The organism is Chromobacterium sp. IIBBL 290-4 (genome assembly GCF_024207115.1).
Lineage (GTDB): Bacteria > Pseudomonadota > Gammaproteobacteria > Burkholderiales > Chromobacteriaceae > Chromobacterium.
Map to the genome: position 1 here is coordinate 2632910 of NZ_CP100128.1, position 15971 is coordinate 2648880.

The window sequence follows — 15971 nt, forward strand, 5'->3', positions numbered from 1 at the left end:
TTTTCATACTCGCCATCCATGCCAGCTGCTTCCCCTGCCTGCGCCGTCTTGCTCTATCCAGGCTGCGTCTTCTTTGAAATCGCCTTGCTGCCGAGGAACTGGCCCGGCATGGGCCGGTCTGTTATCTGACGCCCGACGGCGGCCCGCACCGGGCGTCGAATGGCGCGCGCCTGCAGGCTGACGGCGCGTTCCCCGAATTGGAGCGACGCGCATGGCGGGCGGTGCTGGTGCCGGGCGGCGATCCTGGCTCCATCATTCCAGACGGCCTGGCCACGGCAGGCTTGAATGCCGCCCATGCGCAGGGCGCCTTGATCGCGTCTATCTGCGGCGGCAATCTGGTGCTGGCGGCCGCGGGTTTGCTGAAGGACAGGCGGGCGACTCACAATTACACCGCGGACTATGCGGGGCCGGAGACAGCGGCCTTCACCGAGCCATACTGGCGCGGGGTGGACTATCGCCATTGCGATGTGGCGCGGGATGAAAATCTCATCACTGCGATGCCATGGGCTTACGTGGAATGGACGGCGACGGTTCTGGCGGCATTAGGGCTGATGAATGCGGCCGATCGACAGGCATTTATGCGCCGCCATGGTCCGCGGCTGGGCCCAGAAAGAGAATCAATATGAAAACCTTGCTGTGCGGGCGCTATAAGCTCGATTTGTCCCGCCCCCTGGTGATGGGCATCCTCAATGTCACGCCGGACTCGTTTTCCGATGGCGGGCGCTTCAACCGCGCCGACGATGCTTTGGCGAGAGCCGAGGCGATGTTGGCCGAGGGCGCGGACATCCTGGACATCGGAGGCGAATCGACCCGCCCCGGCGCGCCCTTTGTCAGCCCGGAACAGGAAATGGACCGGGTTTTGCCTGTGCTGGAGGCATTGCGCGGCATCGGCGCGCCGCTGTCTTTGGATACCCGCCGCGCCAGCGTGATGCGCGAGGCGGCGCGCTTGGGCGCGGTGGATCTGATCAATGATGTGTCGGCGCTGGAAGACGAGGGCGCTTTGGCGGTGGCGGCGCAAAGCCAGGCCGCCATTTGCCTGATGCACAAGCAAGGCAATCCAGACACCATGCAGGACAAACCGGCCTATGGCGACGTGGTGGCAGAGGTGGCGGAGTATTTGAAACGGCGCGTGCAGCTATGCCTGGATGCTGGCATCGTCCGCGAAAGGCTGCTGGTCGACCCCGGCTTCGGTTTCGGCAAAACGCTGGAGCACAATCTGGCGCTGCTAAAGCGTCTGGATGAAGTGGAGCGCATCGCCGGCGTGCCGCAACTGGTGGGCTTGTCGCGCAAGTCCATGCTGGGCGCGATTACCGGCGAGGAGACGCCTGCCGAGCGGCTGGGCGCCAGCGTGGCGGCGGCGCTGGAGTCGGCGCGGCGCGGCGCGGCGGTGATACGCGTTCACGATGTCAAGGCGACCAGGCAGGCGTTTCAGCTCTGGCAAGCTTTGCGAGAATCTTGATTTGAAACTGGTTTTTCCCCTGGCAGTAATGGCAAAATAGCGCCGATTATTTGAGTCGGCGAGCCTGCCGGCAATCAACGCAGAAGAGAAAAGCGATGGGTCGTAAATATTTTGGCACCGATGGCGTACGCGGCGAAGTCGGCAAGTTTCCGATTAATCCCGAGTTTGTCATGAAATTGGGTTATGCAGCGGGGCGCGTGTTGGTCAGTCATGACAAGGGCCACCGTCCGACAGTTTTGATCGGCAAGGACACCCGGATTTCCGGCTATATGCTGGAGGCGGCGCTGCAGGCGGGTTTTACCGCCGCCGGCGTCAATGTGTTGCTGACCGGCCCCTTGCCGACGCCCGGCATCGCCTATCTGACCCGCGCCTTGCGTTTGGAAGCCGGCGTAGTGATCTCCGCCTCGCATAACCCTTTCCAGGATAACGGCATCAAGTTCTTCGCCGAGGGCGGCAAGAAGCTGGACGACGCCTTGGAGCTGGAAATCGAAGCGATGCTGGATCAGCCCATGGAAACCAATCCTTCGCTGGAGCTGGGCCGCGCCCGCCGCATCGAAGGCGCCGCCGAGCGTTACATCGAGTTCTGCAAGAGCACCTTCCCCAATGAACTCAGCCTCAAGGGGCTGAAGGTGGTGGTGGACTGCGCCAACGGCGCCACCTATCACATCGCTCCCAAGGTGTTCCACGAGCTGGGCGCGGAGGTGATTCAGATCGGTTGCCAGCCGAATGGCTACAACATCAACGACAAGGTCGGCGCGACTTACCCCAAAACGCTGCAATTGGCGGTGTTGGAGCACCAGGCCGATTTCGGCGTCTCGCTGGATGGCGATGGCGACCGGCTGATCATGGTGGACGCGGCTGGGCGCATCTATGACGGCGATCAGCTGATCTACGTGATCGCCAAGGCGCGCGCGGCTTGCGGCGAGCTGAAGGGCGGCGTGGTCGGCACGGTGATGACCAATATGGCGATGGAGCTGGCGCTCAAGCAGCAAGGCGTGCCGTTCGGCCGCGCCAAGGTGGGCGACCGCTACGTGCTGGAGATGCTGCATGCCGACGGCTGGCAAGTCGGCGGCGAAGCCTCCGGCCATATCTTGTGCCTGGACAAGCACAGCACCGGCGACGGCATCATTTCCAGCCTGCAGGTGCTGGCGGCGATTCGCCAACTGGGCAGGACCCTGGCGGAAATCTGCGCCGATTGGCAGCCCTTCCCGCAGACGCTGATCAATGTGCGCCACAATGGCTGCGATTGGAAAAACGCTTCCGCTGCGCCCCTGGCCGAGGCCGAGGCCGCGCTGAATGGCCGCGGCCGCGTAGTGTTGCGCCCGTCCGGCACCGAGCCGGTGGTGCGGGTGATGGTGGAAGCCGACGACAAAGCGCTGGCCGACTCTTGGGCGCAGGCTATCGCCAAGGCGATTGAAAAAGTGGCATAGCATCGTCATATCTTGCATGTTGAAAAATGCCAGGCGCAAGCCTGGCATTTTTTTGTAAATATGCTGTTAAATTAGCCATTTAAAACTTGTTTGTCATGTCGCGATGGATAGAATTGCCGCTCCTTCGTTCCGGATGACAAACAATAATGAACGCAACGCTCAAGCAACTGGCCTCCTGTGCCGGCGTCTCCACCTTGCTGCTCTTGCTGCCGGCGTCCGCCCAGGCGGCATGCGATCTGACTATCAGCCATAAAATCAATCAAGTGCAGGGCGCGGCCCTGAAAAGCCCCTTGCTCAACCAGACGGTGGCCGTGCAAGGCGTGGTCAGCGCCCTGCTGTACGGGAAAGACGGCGCAGTCGGCTTTTTCATGCAGTCGCAAGCGCAGGATCAAGACCAGAACCCCGCCACCTCCGAAGGCATTTACGTCTATGCCGGCAAGGCGGCATTGCCGGCGCTGAAAGCGGGCGATGTGGTCAGCGTCCGCGGCAAGGTGATGGAATTCAGCCGCAAGGGCGAGACCGGCAGCGAAACGCAGTTGCAGCCGGCGACGGCGGGCGATGTGCAGTTGTGCGGCGCTGGCGGCGCGATTCGCCCGGTCGCGCTGATGCTGCCTTTGAGCGGCGATCCGGCGCAGCTGGAGGCGTTGGCGGGGATGGTGGTGTCGTTCGCTCAGCCGCTGTACGTGGTGGACAGCTATGGCTACGGCCGTTACGGCGAGCTGACCCTATCCAGCAGCAAGCGTTTGTGGAATCCCACCCAGCTTTACCGGCCGGGCAGCGCAGAAGCCAGGGCGCTGCAAAAAGCCAACCCCCTGGACAAGCTGATTCTGGACGATGGCAAGACTTGGCCAAACGCCGACGCCTGGCTGCCGGCCCCGGGCGGTTTGGCGGCGAACCGCACCTTGCGGGTGGGCGACCAGTTGCAAGGCGTGCAGGGCATCGTGTCCTATAGCAATGGCGGCTACCGGCTGCAGCCTTACGGCGAACCGGCAGTGATTGCGGGCAATCCGCGTCCGGCGGCGCCAACGCGCGCGGCGGGGCAGGCGCGCGTCGCCAGCTTCAATGTGCTGAATTTCTTCAATGGCGATGGTCTGGGCGGCGGCTTTCCAACGGAGCGCGGCGCGGCCAAGCGCGAAGACTTCCTGCGCCAGAAAGCCAAGATCGTGGCGGCCATCCGCGGCTTGGACGCCGACGTCGTGGGCTTGATGGAGCTGGAGAATGACGGCTTCGGTCCGCAGTCCGCGGTCCAGGAGCTGGTCGCGGCCCTGAATGAAGGGCAGAGCGCGGACAAGCAATATCGTTTCGTCGATCCGGGCCTGGCCAAGGTGGGCACCGATGCGATCACCACCGGCATGCTGTATCGGCCGGCGCGCGCGCAGGCCTTGGGCAAGGCTGAGGCGCTGGCGATAGGCGATACCGGCAAGAACCGGACCAGCCTGGCCCAGACCTTCCAGCTGGATGGCCGCCAACTGACCCTGGTCGTCAATCATCTCAAATCCAAGGGCAGCGCCTGTGATAAGTCCCTGGTGGAAGGCCTGGCGGATATCGATGCCGGCGATGGCCAGGGCAATTGCAATCTGACCCGCGTCGCAGCGGTCAAGGACCTGATGAAATGGAAAAGCCAGCGCAGCCAGTACCCGCAAGCCGGCTTGCTGGTGATGGGCGATATGAACGCCTATGCCAAGGAGGACCCGATCCGCGTGTTTGAAGAAAGCGGTCTGGCCAATCTGTTGGCCCGTTTCCAAAGCGATGCCTATTCCTATGTGTATCAGGGCGAGTCGGGCAATCTGGATCACGCGCTGGCCGATGCGGTGTTGCAAGCCTGGGTGGCCGGCGCGGGTGAATGGCACATCAATGCCGACGAGCCGACCGCGCTGGAGTACGGCAGCGAATTCAAGTCCGCCTCGCAGCAGCAAAATTACTATGCGCCGGATGCCTATCGCTCATCGGACCACGATCCCTTGTACGTCGATTTGACGATGCCGGCGGGGCAAAGCCAGGCGGAGTCCAAGCCCGCGGGCCAGGCGCCGGCGAGTTCGACACCGGCTCCCGCCTCCTCGTCCAGCATCGCCTCGGCTGATTTCGCCTTGCTCGGCATGCTGGGCTTGGCGGGGTGGATCGCCTGGCGCCGCCGTCGTTGATCGCGGCCTTGCGCCGCTGCTGGCCCAGCGCGCTGGCCGCTCTTTTGCCGCTCGCCGCGCCCTGGGGCGAGCGGGCGGCGGATTGGCGCTATGAGCCGGGCCGGATGGATGAATGCTGGCGCTGGTTTGGCAGCAGCTGGGCGCATGCGGACGCGCGGCATGCGCTCTTGAATAGCCTGGCGCTGCTGTTTCTGGCCGGGCTGGGGGGAGGGCGCAGCGCGCGCTGTCTCGGCGGCTTGGCCATCGCTTTGCCCGTGCCCATCGCCGTGCTGCATTCGATGCTGCCCGAGCCGGCGCCTTTTCTGGGCGCGTCCGGCGTGCTGTACGGCTGGTGGGCCGCGGTGGCTTGGCGGGAGCGCGACAGCCCCGCCGGGCGCGCGCTGGCGGTTTTGCTGGCGCTCCGGCTGGCGTGGCAAGGCGTCTGGCCGCAACACGGGCCGAATGGCGAAGCCGTGCTGTGGTCGGCGCATCTCAGCGGCGCCTTGCTGGCCTTATTGTGTTGCGGGCTCGTCAGCCATGGGCGATGCGCGGCACGCGCGGGGCGACCGCGCACATCAGTTCATAGCTGATGGTGCCGGAGGCGGCGGCGACGCGCTCGATCGGCGCATTCGGCCCCCATAGCTCCACCCGGCTGCCGACGCCGGCTTGCGGCAGATGGCTGAGGTCGACCGCCAGCATGTCCATCGACACCCGGCCGACCAGGCCGCTGGCCTGGCCGTCTACGGCGACAGGCGCGCCATTGCCGGCGATGCGCGGGTAGCCGTCGGCATAGCCGCAGGCGACGATGCCTATCCGCATCGGCTGATCGGCGACAAAGCGGCGGCCATAGCCGACGGCATCGCCCGGCTGCAGTCGCTGCACGGCGATGATGTCGGCGGACAGGGCCATGGCGGGTTTCAGGCCGATGTCCGCGCCCACGCTGTCTTCGAACGGCGAGGCGCCGTACAGCACGATGCCGGGACGGCCGACATCGCCATGGGTTTGCGGGTGGCGGAACAGGGCTGCGGAGTTGGCGGCGCTGACGGCCAGGCCGCTGGCGGCGGCGACCGGCGCGAAGCGCGACCACTGTTCCGCTACGCCGTAATCGTCATCGGCGGTGGCGAAATGGGTCATGATCGTGGTGGTTTTCGCCTGCGGCAGCGACTGCAACCGCGCCAAGGCTTCCGGCGCTTCCTCAGGCCGGAAACCCAGCCGATTCATGCCGCTGTTGAGCTTGAGCCAGGTTTCCACCGGCTGTTTCGCGGAACCTTTCGCCAGCCAGGCTATCTGTTGTTGGGAATGGATCGCGCCCGCGATGCGGTAGGCCGCCATCGCCTCGGCTTCCGCCGCGTCGAAGGGACCCTCCAACAAGGCGATGGGCTGGGTGATTCCCGCTTCGCGCAGGCGGACCGCGTCTTCGATATTGAGCAGGGCAAAACCGTCGGCCAGATCGGCCAACGCCTTTGCCGTGTCCAATACGCCATGGCCGTAAGCATCGGCCTTGACGACGGCGAACAGATGGCGGGCCTGGGAGCGGGAGCGGGTGGTTTTGAAGTTGTGGCGGATGGACGGGAGGTCGATTTCCAGCCGGATAGGACGTGTCATGTCAAGAAAGCGTGAACGGTAGGTGTGTTATTATACCCCGCACTTGGACTATTGCCGGGCCGCCGTCCCTTACGATTCGCCATGTTCTTGATCGACGGCAGACGGAACAACAGATGGATACACTGCAGATACTTCTCGATTTTTTCACCGGCTACGGCTATCTGGCTGTTTTCGCGGTGTTGCTGGTGTGCGGTTTCGGCGTGCCGATTCCTGAAGACATCACCCTGGTGGCGGGCGGCGTGATTTCCGGCCTGGGCTATACCAATGTCCATTACATGTTCGTGGTGGGCATGGCGGGCGTGCTGGTCGGCGACGGCTGCATGTTCTTGGCCGGCCGCATTTTCGGCAACAAGGTGCTGCGCTTCAAACCCATCGCCCGCATCCTGACCCAGGAGCGTTTCGAGGCGGTGCAGGAGAAGTTCGAGAAATACGGCAACTGGGTGTTGTTTGTCGCCCGTTTCCTGCCTGGCCTGCGTTCCCCCATTTTCATCACGGCAGGCATGACGCGCCGGGTGCCTTACTGGCGCTTTCTGCTGATGGACGGCTTCGCGGCGTTCATCTCGGTGCCGGTGTGGGTGTATCTGGGCTATTACGGCGCGGCCAACCGCGAGTGGCTGATGACCATGGTGCATAGAGGCCAGGCCGGCATCCTGAGCGTGGTGGCGGTGCTGCTGCTCGTTGTCGGGGCGGTATGGTACAAGCGTCGGCGCGAGTCCTGCGTCAAGAAATAAGGGGCGGAGCCCCAGAAAAAACGGCCTTCGCATGCGAAGGCCGTTTTTTTACGCCAAGCGGGCGGATCAGCCCACTTGCAGCAGTTCCACTTCAAATACCAGGGTGGCGTGCGGCGGGATCACGCCGCCGGCGCCGCGCGCGCCGTAGCCCAGTTCGGAGGGGATGGTCAGCTTGCGCTTGCCGCCCACCTTCATGCCTTGCACGCCCTGATCCCAGCCCTTGATCACATAGCCGGCGCCCAGCGGGAAGCTGAACGGCTGCATGCGGTCCTTGCTGGAGTCGAACTTGGTGCCGTCGGTCAGCCAGCCGGTGTAGTGCACGGTGACTTCTTGGCCGGCGACGGCTTCGGCGCCTTCGCCCACCAACAGTTCTTCAATGATCAATTCGCTCATGCTGTTTCCTTCGCGGATAGGGTTGCAACGCGGCGATTGTAGCAGCAGGCCGGCTGATTTGTGTTTTCCGCTGTGTGGCATATAACGAAATTCAGACCCTGTCGTTTCCCTTTCTTTCCCTATTTCAAGGGGGTGTGCCATGGATGTTCTGCATCATGATCATGATCACGAGACGCCGCAGCTGCGACCGGTGGCGCGCAAGGTGGAACTGTTGCAGCCGCTGCAATGGCTGAAACGGGGCTTTCGCGACTTCCAGAAAGTGCCGGCGGATTGTCTGTTTTACGGCGCTATCTTCGTGCTGATGGGTTATCTGCTGGGTTCCTATGTGGAGCAGGCGCCGGAGCTGGTGATCACCTTCGCCACCATTTTCCTGCTGGCGGGGCCTTTCCTGGCCATCGGCATTTACGACATCGCCAAGCAGATGGAGGCATTCGACGGCCATGGCCGGGTCAAGCTGCTGCACAGCCTGACCGCCTGGCGGGTGAATATGCAGGGTTTCAGCTTGTACGCGGTGCTGTTGGCGGTGCTGGTATTCGGCTGGTTCCGGGTTTCCTTGCTGATGTTCGCGTTGTTTTACGATACCGCGGCCTTGCCCAATCTGAATGAGATCGTGGCCGACGCGTTCAATCCCGATAATTTGCAATTTCTGATCGCCTATATCGCCGTGGGATTCGTGTTCGCCCAGGTGGTGTTCTCGGTCAGCGTGGTGGCCATCCCGCTGTTGCTCGACAAAGAGGTGGACACCATCACCGCGATGATCGCCAGCGTGCAGTCGGTGCTGCGCAATGTGCTGACGATGGGCATCTGGGCCGCTATCATAGTGGCGATGACGGTGGTGGGCTTCGCCACCTATTACCTGGGCCTGATCATCATCATGCCGGTGCTGGCGCTGGCCAGCTGGCATGCTTATCGGGATTTGATCACTTTCGAGAGATGACCGCCGCGCGATGACTTTCAACGTCGTATTTCTGGACCGGGACAGCTTGCCTGTCCCGGTTCCCGTTTTCAGCTTTCCTTCCCACTACTGCGAATATCCCGCTACCTCCGGCGAGCAACTGCTGGAGCATGCGGCGGATGCCGACATCCTGATCAGCAACAAGGTGCCGATAGGCCGCGATGCCTTGGCGCGGCTGCCCAGGCTCAAGCTGATCGCCATCGCGGCCACCGGCTACAACCATATCGATGTCGCAGCCTGCCGCGAGCGCGGCGTGGCGGTGTGCAATATCCGCCACTATGGCGATCACACCGTCGCCGAGCACGCTTTCATGCTGATGATGACATTGCTGAAGAACCTGCCGGCCTATCAGCGCGATGTGGCGGCAGGCGTCTGGAGCCAGGCCAAGCAGTTTTGCCATTTCGGCGCGCCGATTCGCGAAGCGCGCGGCGCGACGCTGGCCATCGTCGGCAGCGGCGGCATAGGCGGCGAATTGGCGCAGATGGCGCGGGCCTTCGGCATGGAGGTGATCTTCGCCGAGCGCAAGGGCGCGGCGCAGGCGCGCGAAGGCAAAGTATTGTTCGAGCAGGCGCTGGCGCGCGCCGATGTGGTGTCGCTGCATTGCCCTTTGAACGATGAGACGCGCGGCATGATCGCGCAAGCCGAATTGATGGCGATGAAGCCGGGCGCCATCTTGATCAACACTGCGCGCGGCGGCCTGGTGGACGAGGCGGATCTGGTGGCGGCGCTGAAATATGGCCAGCTGGGCGGTGCCGGTTTCGACGTGCTGAGCGCGGAGCCGCCAGCGGCCGACAATCCCTTGCTCAAGGCCAGGTTGCCCAATCTGATCGTCACCCCGCACGTGGGGTGGGCCAGCGGCGAGGCGATGGCCAGATTGGCGGCGCAGTTGGCGGGCAATATCGAGGCGTTTGTTCAAGGAGAGCCGCGTAATCTGGTCTCATGAGCGCAAGGGAGCGGCTGGGCTGGGCTGGGCTTGGTGATCTTGTTTAAATTCTTGAAATAGAATTTGATTAATGCGGATTGTTCCACTACGTTTAAATGGCTCGGATGACCGTGGTCATCTCGAGCTGCCCCGCTTGTTCCGCCGTGGCCGGTCTTCCCGCCACGGTTTTTTTCACGCTTAGTCTGGGATGTCGTTTGGATTGACGCGGGCTTGTTCCTCTTCGCCCATGCCCAGCTTGCCGCGCACGCAAGTAATGTAGCGATTGACGTCGGGCCCGCCGCCATAGCGCTGGGCATGCCAGATCATCTCGCCCAGGCACTCCATCAGCTCATGCTGGGCGCGGTGTTCGTCGCCATGGCGCAGCGCCAGCTGGGCGTACAGCGCCCGGATGCCGAAGGGCTGGTCGATGGAGCGCTGCTCTGCGATGGCCACGTGCAAACCCAGGTGCAGGAAGGGATTGGTCTCGCCCATATCCGGCGTCCATTCCTGTTCCATGAAGGTTTCCGGATTTTCCAGGATGGGATGATACTCCGGGTGGTCTATAAGAATGGATAGGACGACTTGCTCCAGGTCGGACAAGGGCTGGCCGGACTTGGACTTGCTCCAGGTGTCGAAAAAGAAACGGCGGGCGTCCTGGCGGCTGGGGTTGAACAACATCGATTGAGACCTCGGGCAAATACGGGCGGATGTCCGGCGCGTGCGCCGCGACCTTCGGGTAAGGACAGGGTCGCAGGCGGCTGCCGTTCCGGGCTGCGGCATTATACGGGAGGGAGCTTGCCATGACCACGCTCTATGATTTCAATGCGCGCCGGCTGGATGGCTCGGAGCAGCCCTTGGAGGCCTACCGCGGCCAGGTAACGCTGTTGGTGAACACCGCCAGCGAGTGCGGCTATACCCGGCAATACGCTGGTCTGCAGGAACTGCATGATTTCTTTGCGGGACAGGGCTTCGCCGTGCTGGGATTTCCCTGCAACCAGTTCGGCGGGCAGGAGCCGGGCGGCGAGACGGAAATCGCCGAGTTTTGCCAAAGCCGCTTCGGCGTGGCCTTTCCCTTGTTCGCCAAGCTCGACGTCAATGGCGACGGCGCGCATCCCTTGTGGCGCTGGCTGACCCAGGCCGATTCGCCGCATCCGCATCCGATCAAATGGAACTTCACCAAATTCCTGATCGATGCCAGGGGGAGGGTAGTGAAACGCTACGAGCCGGCGGTGGAGCCGCATGAGCTGGTTGACGACATCAAGGTTCTGTTGGCGAGATAGCAAAACAAACGGCCCGCATTTGCGGGCCGTGCGTGAGGCAAGATTTACTTGCGGCGGAAGATGACATCCCACACGCCGTGGCCCAGGCGGATGCCGCGGGCTTCGAACTTGGTCAGCGGACGGTAATCCGGGCGCGGCGCGTATTCTTCGGCGGTATTGGCCAGATCGGCGTTGCTCTTCATCACTTCCATGATCTGGATGGCGTAGTCTTCCCAGTCGGTGGCGGCATGGATATAGCCGCCCGGCTTCAGCTTTTTCACCAGCTTTTCCACCAGCGGCGACTGAATCAGCCGGCGCTTGTTGTGGCGTTTCTTGTGCCAGGGATCGGGGAAGAAGATATGCACGCCGTCCAGGCAGCCATCGGGCAGCATATTGTCCAGCACTTCCACCGCGTCATGGCGCATCAGCCGCAGATTGGTCAGCTCTTTTTCCGCGATCAATTTGCACAGATTGCCGACGCCGGGGCCGTGCACCTCGATGCCCAGATAATCCTGATCCGGATTGGCGGCGGCGATTTCGGCGGTGGCGCCGCCCATGCCGAAGCCGATTTCCAGGATTTTAGGCGCGGCGCGGCCGAAAGCCTGTTCCAGATCGATAGCTTCCGGACGGTATTCGATGCCCCATTTGGGCATGCCTTCGTCCATGGCCCGCTGCTGGCCCGAAGAGAGATGGCCCTGACGCAGCACAAAGCTGCGGATCGCGCGTTTGAAAGCCGGATTTTCCATTTTGCTGGCCTGCTGAAAACTCAAAAAAACCGCGATGTTACCGAATCTCGGCCTGGCTTGCGAGTATTGCCTCGCGCCGGCCGGCGTCCTGCGCCAGCGCCGACAGGTAGTCGAGCACGCTGGGCCAGCGCAGGCTGATGCCCAGTTCCCGTTTGACGCGGCTATTGTCCAGCCGGCGCGACTCGGCCAGAAACGACCATTGCGAAGCCGAAATCTGGCTTTGAACCTCGCGTCTGGACAGTTGCGGCGGAATGGGCAAACCCAGCGTCCGGCCCAATGCCCGGTACCACTGGCTGACCGGCAAGGGCAGATCGTCATTGGCATTGTAGACGCGGATGCCGCGGCCGTGGCGAAGCGCCGCCGCGCACATGCGGGCCAGATCATCGGCATGGATGTGATTGCTGACGCTGTCTTCATTGTCGATGATCAGCGGCGCGCCGCTGTGGAAACGCGACAGCGGCAGCCGCTCGTCGGCGTAGATGCCGGGCGCGCGCAGAATGGTCAGCGAGCAAGCGCGGCGGGCGGCGAAACGGCGCAGGCAGGTTTCCGCGTCCAGCCGGCGCTTGGCCCGGGCATTGGCCGGGCGCAGCCGGTCGGTTTCGCGCAGCCATTGACCCTCGGCATCGCCATAAACGCCGCTGGTGCTGATGTAGATCAATTGCTGTGGTATGCTGTCCGCTTTTGTCAACGCGTACAACAACTTGCGGATTCTGAGGTCCTTTTCTCCCGTCAAGGGCGGGGGCGCAGTGATCAGCAAGGCATCGGCCAAGCCCGCCAAACGGCGCAGGGTGTCGGTTTTGTCCAGATCGCCCAAGATAGGCGTCGCGCCGGCTCGACGCCAGGCGGAGGCGGATTCGCTGCCGCGGCATAAGGCTAGCACGCGCCAGCGGCCTAGCAGCAGGGGGAGGGCGCGTCGGGCCACGTCGCCGGCGCCCAGGATGAGTAAAGTACGCATAACGCACATTTTAGCCAGTATTCAGGATTGAAGAACAAATGACTTGCCAGGTGAAGGTGCTCCCCAGCGGGCATACATTCGGCGTGGAAGCGCACGAAACCATTCTTGAAGCCGCGCTTCGCCAGGGCGTGGGCTTGCCTTACGGCTGTCGCGACGGGGCATGCGGCGCCTGCAAGGGCAAAGTGCTGGAGGGCGAAGTCAGCCAGGACGGCTTCCAGGAAAAGGCGCTGAGCTCGGCCGAGCAAGCGCAAGGCATGGCGCTGTTCTGCTGCGCGCGTCCGCAAGGCGACATCAGCATTGAAGCGCGCGAAGTGACCGGCATCGGCGATCTGCAGATCAAGACGCTGCCGTGCCGCGTTGAAAAGATCGAGAAGATCCATGACGTGGCGGTGCTGAAGCTGAAGCTGCCGGTGTCGGAGCGTCTGCAGTTCCACGCCGGCCAATACATCGACATCCTGATGAAGGACGGCAAGAAGCGCAGCTTCTCCATCGCCAACGCGCCGCACGACGATGCTTTCCTGGAGCTGCACATCCGCAATCAGCCCGGCGGCTCGTTCTCGGAATACGTGTTCCATCAGATGAAGGAGCGCGAGATCATGCGCTTCAAGGGGCCGCTGGGTTCGTTCTTCCTGCGCGAAGACTCCGACAAGCCCATCGTGTTCATCGCCAGCGGCACCGGTTTCGCGCCGGTGAAGGGCATCATCGAGCATGCGATCCATCACGGCATCCAGCGGCCGATGGTGTTTTATTGGGGCGCGCGCGCCAAGGCGGATCTGTATATGGCGGACCTGGCCGAGGGCTGGGCGGCGGCCAATCCGAATATCACCTATATTCCGGTGCTGTCGGACGCCTTGCCCGAGGATGAGTGGACCGGTCGCACCGGCTTTGTGCACCAGGCGGTGCTGGAGGACTTCGCCGACCTGTCCGGCCATCAGGTCTATGCCTGCGGCGCGCCGGTGATGGTGGAGGCGGCGCATGGCAGTTTTACCCGCGAGCGCGGTTTGCCGGAAGATGAATTCTTCTCCGACGCCTTTTTCCTGTCCAAGGATATGAGCGGCGCCGCCAAGTAGACAAGCTGCTGATTTGTATACATAAAGCCCCTGGTTGACTGCCAGGGGCTTTTTATTTGTTTTGCATCAATGGTGGCTCCCCAGACCTTTGACCTGGGTCAATTCCATCGTTAACGCCATGGCTATTATGTCATCAGCAAGCGATCAGGGCCGCGGGCCCAGGAGGAGAGACCATGGAATTGCTGTCCCTGTTGCTGTCTGACGATGTCGGCAGAATGAGCCTGATCACCATCGTCGTCACCACGCTGGTGGTGCTCGGCGCTTTGTGGGTGATCTTCAAGAATGTGAACAAGCCGAAGAAGTAGCGGCTTGCCAAGTTTCGGCATTTCCTCTTGATGTGTGTGTTGGCGGATGCGGTGGTGGGCCGTATCCGCATTTTTTTTGCCTGGCGCGGGAGGAACTTCCCGTGAAGGTTTCCAGTCCTTTTTATATGGCAGACAGACTATTTATCTGCGGTTTGCGTGCCATTGTCCTGTTTGTGTCTTTCTAATCAATTGAAAATACAGGTTTTTTCCTGTTTTTTTTGCTCTTGGTCATGGTGGCCGCTACATGCGCAGCCAAGACCTGTCCAAAGATCTAAGCTGAATTTCGTATCGGCGCGGGGACGTTTTTTCCCGATGTTCGGTTCCCTGGCATGACGCCTTGACGCAATCCAGAGTCGCTTCCTTTGCAATCTCCAGAATCGCGTCATAGGCCGCTTGATGTAAGTCAATCGGGCGAACGACTGGCATGGAAGCCCTGAGTTGGCGGGGTATACCATAATTTCAGTTGATAAGAATTTAATAATAAACGTGAGTGATGCTCGGTTTACATCCCAGATCGGAGAATGAAAATGTCCACTGAAACTGCAACCCAAGCCGGCGTAGCCGAGGGCGGATCGCCCCGACTCAAGCTCGGCGCGCTGACGGCGCTGGTCGTCGGCTCGATGATAGGCGGCGGGATTTTCTCGCTGCCGCAGAATATGGCCGCCGGCGCGGGCGCCGGGGCTATCCTGATAGGTTGGGCCATCACCTTTGTCGGCATGTTGGCGCTGGCCTTCGTGTTCCAGATGCTGGCCTCGCGCAAGCCTGAAGTGTCCGGCGGCGTGTATGGCTACGCCAAGGCCGGCTTCGGCGACTACATGGGCTTCAACTCCGCTTGGGGTTACTGGATTTCCGCCTGGATCGGCAACGTTTCCTACTTTGTGGTGATGTTCTCGGCGCTAGGTTTCTGGTTCCCCATCTTCGGAGACGGCAATACGCCTACCGCCATCATCTGCGCCTCCGTCGTGCTGTGGTGTCTGCACTTCCTGGTGTTGCGCGGCGTGCACGGCGCGGCTTTCATCAACACCATCACCACCATCGCCAAACTGGTGCCGCTGGCCTTGTTCATCGTGTTGATCGTGTTCGCTTTCAAGGTGGATACCTTCAACTTTGAATTCTGGGGCAATGCCAAGCTGGGCACGGTGATCGATCAGGTGAAGAGCACCATGCTGGTGACGGTGTGGGTGTTCATCGGCATCGAGGGCGCGTCGATGTTCTCCGGCCGCGCCGAGAGCATGAAGGATGTGGGCAAGGCCACCGTGATCGGCTTCCTGTTGACCATCGCGCTGCTGGTTGCCGTATCGGTGCTGTCGCTGGGCGTGATGAGCCAGGCTGAGCTGGCCGCGCTGAAGAACCCGTCCACCGCCTATGTGCTGCAAAAGGCCTTTGGCCCGCTGGGCGCCAATCTGATGAACGCCGGTCTGGTGATCTCGGTCGGCGGCGCGCTGTTGGCCTGGACCCTGCTGGCCGCCGAAGCGCCTTACCTCGCCGGCAAGGACGGCGTGATGCCCAAGGTGTTCGGCACCCTCAACGCCAACGAATCCCCGGCCGCCTCGCTGTGGCTGACCAACGGCCTGATCCAGCTGTTCCTGCTGATCACCCTGAAGAGCTCAGCCGGTTACCTGGCGCTGCTGTCGCTGGCCACCTCGATGATCCTGATTCCCTACCTGCTGTGCTCCGGCTACTCCTGGCTGGTGGCGCAACGCGGCGAGGGCTATGCCCAGGGCGAAGGCCGCGGCAAGGAACTGGGCACGGCCATCCTGGCTACCGTATACGGCGCCTGGCTGATCTACGCCGCCGGCCCCAAATACCTGTTCCTGTCCATGGTGCTGTACGCCCCGGGCCTGCTGTTCTACCTGTGGGCCAAGAAAGAACAAGGCCAGAAACCGTTCAACGCTATCGAGGCCGTGCTGGCCGCCATCGTGGTGGTGATGGGCGTGATCGCGGTCTACATGCTGGCGACCGGTCAGATCGGTCTGTAAACAAAAGATTTCTGCATCAATCATGGGGGCGGCTCGCCCGTC

The 15971-nt window shown here is 62.3% G+C and carries 17 protein-coding genes; 12 read left to right on the plus strand and 5 right to left on the minus strand.

The annotated features are described in order from the left end of the window. The first annotated feature begins 125 nt into the window (after positions 1–125). The 5 genes from NKT35_RS12080 to NKT35_RS12100 all read left to right on the plus strand — a co-directional run bounded on the left by NKT35_RS12080 (position 126) and on the right by NKT35_RS12100 (position 5599). Entirely contained in the window at positions 126–626 is a 501-nt protein-coding gene (locus NKT35_RS12080) for a DJ-1/PfpI family protein (RefSeq protein WP_256493449.1), read from the plus strand. After that, on the plus strand, positions 623–1459 hold the full coding sequence (folP, locus tag NKT35_RS12085) for a dihydropteroate synthase (RefSeq protein WP_254293245.1): 837 nt from the start codon (positions 623–625) through the stop codon (positions 1457–1459). The genes NKT35_RS12080 and folP overlap by 4 nt, the downstream gene beginning before the upstream one ends. A gap of 95 nt (positions 1460–1554) precedes the next feature. Beyond that, on the plus strand, positions 1555–2889 hold the full coding sequence (gene glmM / locus NKT35_RS12090; RefSeq protein WP_254293246.1) for a phosphoglucosamine mutase: 1335 nt from the start codon (positions 1555–1557) through the stop codon (positions 2887–2889). A 146-nt stretch (positions 2890–3035) separates the two neighbouring features. Next, positions 3036–5030 (plus strand): ExeM/NucH family extracellular endonuclease, encoded by a 1995-nt coding sequence (locus NKT35_RS12095; protein WP_254293247.1) that lies wholly within the window; start codon positions 3036–3038, stop codon positions 5028–5030. Continuing rightward, the gene (locus NKT35_RS12100; protein WP_254293249.1) at positions 5003–5599 is read left to right on the plus strand and encodes a rhomboid family intramembrane serine protease; all 597 of its coding nucleotides are present in this window, start codon (positions 5003–5005) and stop codon (positions 5597–5599) included. Before NKT35_RS12095 ends, NKT35_RS12100 begins: the two co-directional genes overlap by 28 nt. Here the strand turns inward: NKT35_RS12100 and alr are convergent. Next, positions 5541–6614 carry an alanine racemase gene (gene alr, locus NKT35_RS12105; RefSeq protein WP_254293251.1) on the minus strand — a complete coding sequence of 358 codons (1074 nt, stop codon included), beginning with the start codon at positions 6612–6614 and terminating at the stop codon, positions 5541–5543. The two genes, NKT35_RS12100 and alr, sit on opposite strands and share 59 nt — an antisense overlap. 113 nt (positions 6615–6727) lie before the next feature. Between alr and NKT35_RS12110 the strand changes: the two genes are divergently transcribed. After that, complete coding sequence (locus NKT35_RS12110; protein ID WP_254293253.1) at positions 6728–7345, plus strand: DedA family protein; 618 nt, start codon at positions 6728–6730, stop codon at positions 7343–7345. Between the two features lie 66 nt (positions 7346–7411). On the opposite strand, the gene NKT35_RS12115 is transcribed toward NKT35_RS12110, so the two are convergent. Next, positions 7412–7738, minus strand: coding sequence for an FKBP-type peptidyl-prolyl cis-trans isomerase (locus tag NKT35_RS12115; protein WP_254293255.1), 327 nt, complete (start codon positions 7736–7738; stop codon positions 7412–7414). 139 nt (positions 7739–7877) lie between these two features. Between NKT35_RS12115 and NKT35_RS12120 the strand changes: the two genes are divergently transcribed. Together NKT35_RS12120 and NKT35_RS12125 are read left to right on the plus strand one after the other, a co-directional pair. Continuing rightward, positions 7878–8675, plus strand: a complete 798-nt coding sequence (locus NKT35_RS12120; protein WP_254293257.1) for a DUF2189 domain-containing protein — start codon at positions 7878–7880, stop codon at positions 8673–8675. 10 nt (positions 8676–8685) lie between these two features. Beyond that, on the plus strand, positions 8686–9636 hold the full coding sequence (locus NKT35_RS12125) for a D-2-hydroxyacid dehydrogenase (RefSeq protein ID WP_254293259.1): 951 nt from the start codon (positions 8686–8688) through the stop codon (positions 9634–9636). Between the two features lie 177 nt (positions 9637–9813). Here the strand turns inward: NKT35_RS12125 and NKT35_RS12130 are convergent, their stop codons facing one another. Then, positions 9814–10293: a DUF1841 family protein gene (locus NKT35_RS12130; RefSeq protein WP_254293261.1), complete on the minus strand. Its 480-nt coding sequence runs from the start codon at positions 10291–10293 to the stop codon at positions 9814–9816. Positions 10294–10415: 122 nt separating this feature from the next. Between NKT35_RS12130 and NKT35_RS12135 the strand changes: the two genes are divergently transcribed. After that, positions 10416–10895 carry a glutathione peroxidase gene (locus NKT35_RS12135; protein ID WP_254293262.1) on the plus strand — a complete coding sequence of 160 codons (480 nt, stop codon included), beginning with the start codon at positions 10416–10418 and terminating at the stop codon, positions 10893–10895. A 44-nt stretch (positions 10896–10939) separates the two neighbouring features. Here the strand turns inward: NKT35_RS12135 and trmB are convergent, their stop codons facing one another. Together trmB and NKT35_RS12145 are read right to left on the minus strand one after the other, a co-directional pair. Then, the gene (gene trmB / locus NKT35_RS12140; RefSeq protein ID WP_254293264.1) at positions 10940–11620 is read right to left on the minus strand and encodes a tRNA (guanosine(46)-N7)-methyltransferase TrmB; all 681 of its coding nucleotides are present in this window, start codon (positions 11618–11620) and stop codon (positions 10940–10942) included. 37 nt (positions 11621–11657) lie between these two features. Beyond that, positions 11658–12575 carry an SDR family oxidoreductase gene (locus tag NKT35_RS12145; RefSeq protein WP_254293266.1) on the minus strand — a complete coding sequence of 306 codons (918 nt, stop codon included), beginning with the start codon at positions 12573–12575 and terminating at the stop codon, positions 11658–11660. 38 nt (positions 12576–12613) lie between these two features. On the opposite strand from NKT35_RS12145, the gene NKT35_RS12150 reads away from it, so the two are divergent. The 3 genes from NKT35_RS12150 (at position 12614) to arcD (ending at position 15929) form a co-directional block, all read left to right on the plus strand. Then, a complete protein-coding gene (locus tag NKT35_RS12150; protein WP_254293267.1) occupies positions 12614–13645 on the plus strand; it encodes a CDP-6-deoxy-delta-3,4-glucoseen reductase in 1032 nt (343 codons plus the stop codon). A gap of 173 nt (positions 13646–13818) precedes the next feature. After that, positions 13819–13950: a DUF3149 domain-containing protein gene (locus NKT35_RS12155; RefSeq protein WP_254293269.1), complete on the plus strand. Its 132-nt coding sequence runs from the start codon at positions 13819–13821 to the stop codon at positions 13948–13950. 527 nt (positions 13951–14477) lie between these two features. Next, the gene (arcD, locus tag NKT35_RS12160) at positions 14478–15929 is read left to right on the plus strand and encodes an arginine-ornithine antiporter (RefSeq protein ID WP_254293271.1); all 1452 of its coding nucleotides are present in this window, start codon (positions 14478–14480) and stop codon (positions 15927–15929) included. Positions 15930–15971: the final 42 nt, after the last annotated feature.

What these genes read in the sequence shown, in the direction of transcription:
- trmB (WP_254293264.1), bottom strand. Translation starts at nt 11,620, where the DNA reads ATGGAAAATCCGGCTTTCAAACGCGCGATCCGCAGCTTTGTGCTGCGT.
- NKT35_RS12155 (WP_254293269.1), top strand. Translation starts at nt 13,819, where the DNA reads ATGGAATTGCTGTCCCTGTTGCTGTCTGACGATGTCGGCAGAATGAGC.
- NKT35_RS12135 (WP_254293262.1), top strand. Translation starts at nt 10,416, where the DNA reads ATGACCACGCTCTATGATTTCAATGCGCGCCGGCTGGATGGCTCGGAG.
- NKT35_RS12150 (WP_254293267.1), top strand. Translation starts at nt 12,614, where the DNA reads ATGACTTGCCAGGTGAAGGTGCTCCCCAGCGGGCATACATTCGGCGTG.
- NKT35_RS12095 (WP_254293247.1), top strand. Translation starts at nt 3,036, where the DNA reads ATGAACGCAACGCTCAAGCAACTGGCCTCCTGTGCCGGCGTCTCCACC.
- folP (WP_254293245.1), top strand. Translation starts at nt 623, where the DNA reads ATGAAAACCTTGCTGTGCGGGCGCTATAAGCTCGATTTGTCCCGCCCC.
- glmM (WP_254293246.1), top strand. Translation starts at nt 1,555, where the DNA reads ATGGGTCGTAAATATTTTGGCACCGATGGCGTACGCGGCGAAGTCGGC.
- NKT35_RS12110 (WP_254293253.1), top strand. Translation starts at nt 6,728, where the DNA reads ATGGATACACTGCAGATACTTCTCGATTTTTTCACCGGCTACGGCTAT.
- NKT35_RS12145 (WP_254293266.1), bottom strand. Translation starts at nt 12,575, where the DNA reads ATGCGTACTTTACTCATCCTGGGCGCCGGCGACGTGGCCCGACGCGCC.
- NKT35_RS12120 (WP_254293257.1), top strand. Translation starts at nt 7,878, where the DNA reads ATGGATGTTCTGCATCATGATCATGATCACGAGACGCCGCAGCTGCGA.
- NKT35_RS12130 (WP_254293261.1), bottom strand. Translation starts at nt 10,293, where the DNA reads ATGTTGTTCAACCCCAGCCGCCAGGACGCCCGCCGTTTCTTTTTCGAC.
- arcD (WP_254293271.1), top strand. Translation starts at nt 14,478, where the DNA reads ATGTCCACTGAAACTGCAACCCAAGCCGGCGTAGCCGAGGGCGGATCG.
- alr (WP_254293251.1), bottom strand. Translation starts at nt 6,614, where the DNA reads ATGACACGTCCTATCCGGCTGGAAATCGACCTCCCGTCCATCCGCCAC.
- NKT35_RS12115 (WP_254293255.1), bottom strand. Translation starts at nt 7,738, where the DNA reads ATGAGCGAATTGATCATTGAAGAACTGTTGGTGGGCGAAGGCGCCGAA.
- NKT35_RS12125 (WP_254293259.1), top strand. Translation starts at nt 8,686, where the DNA reads ATGACTTTCAACGTCGTATTTCTGGACCGGGACAGCTTGCCTGTCCCG.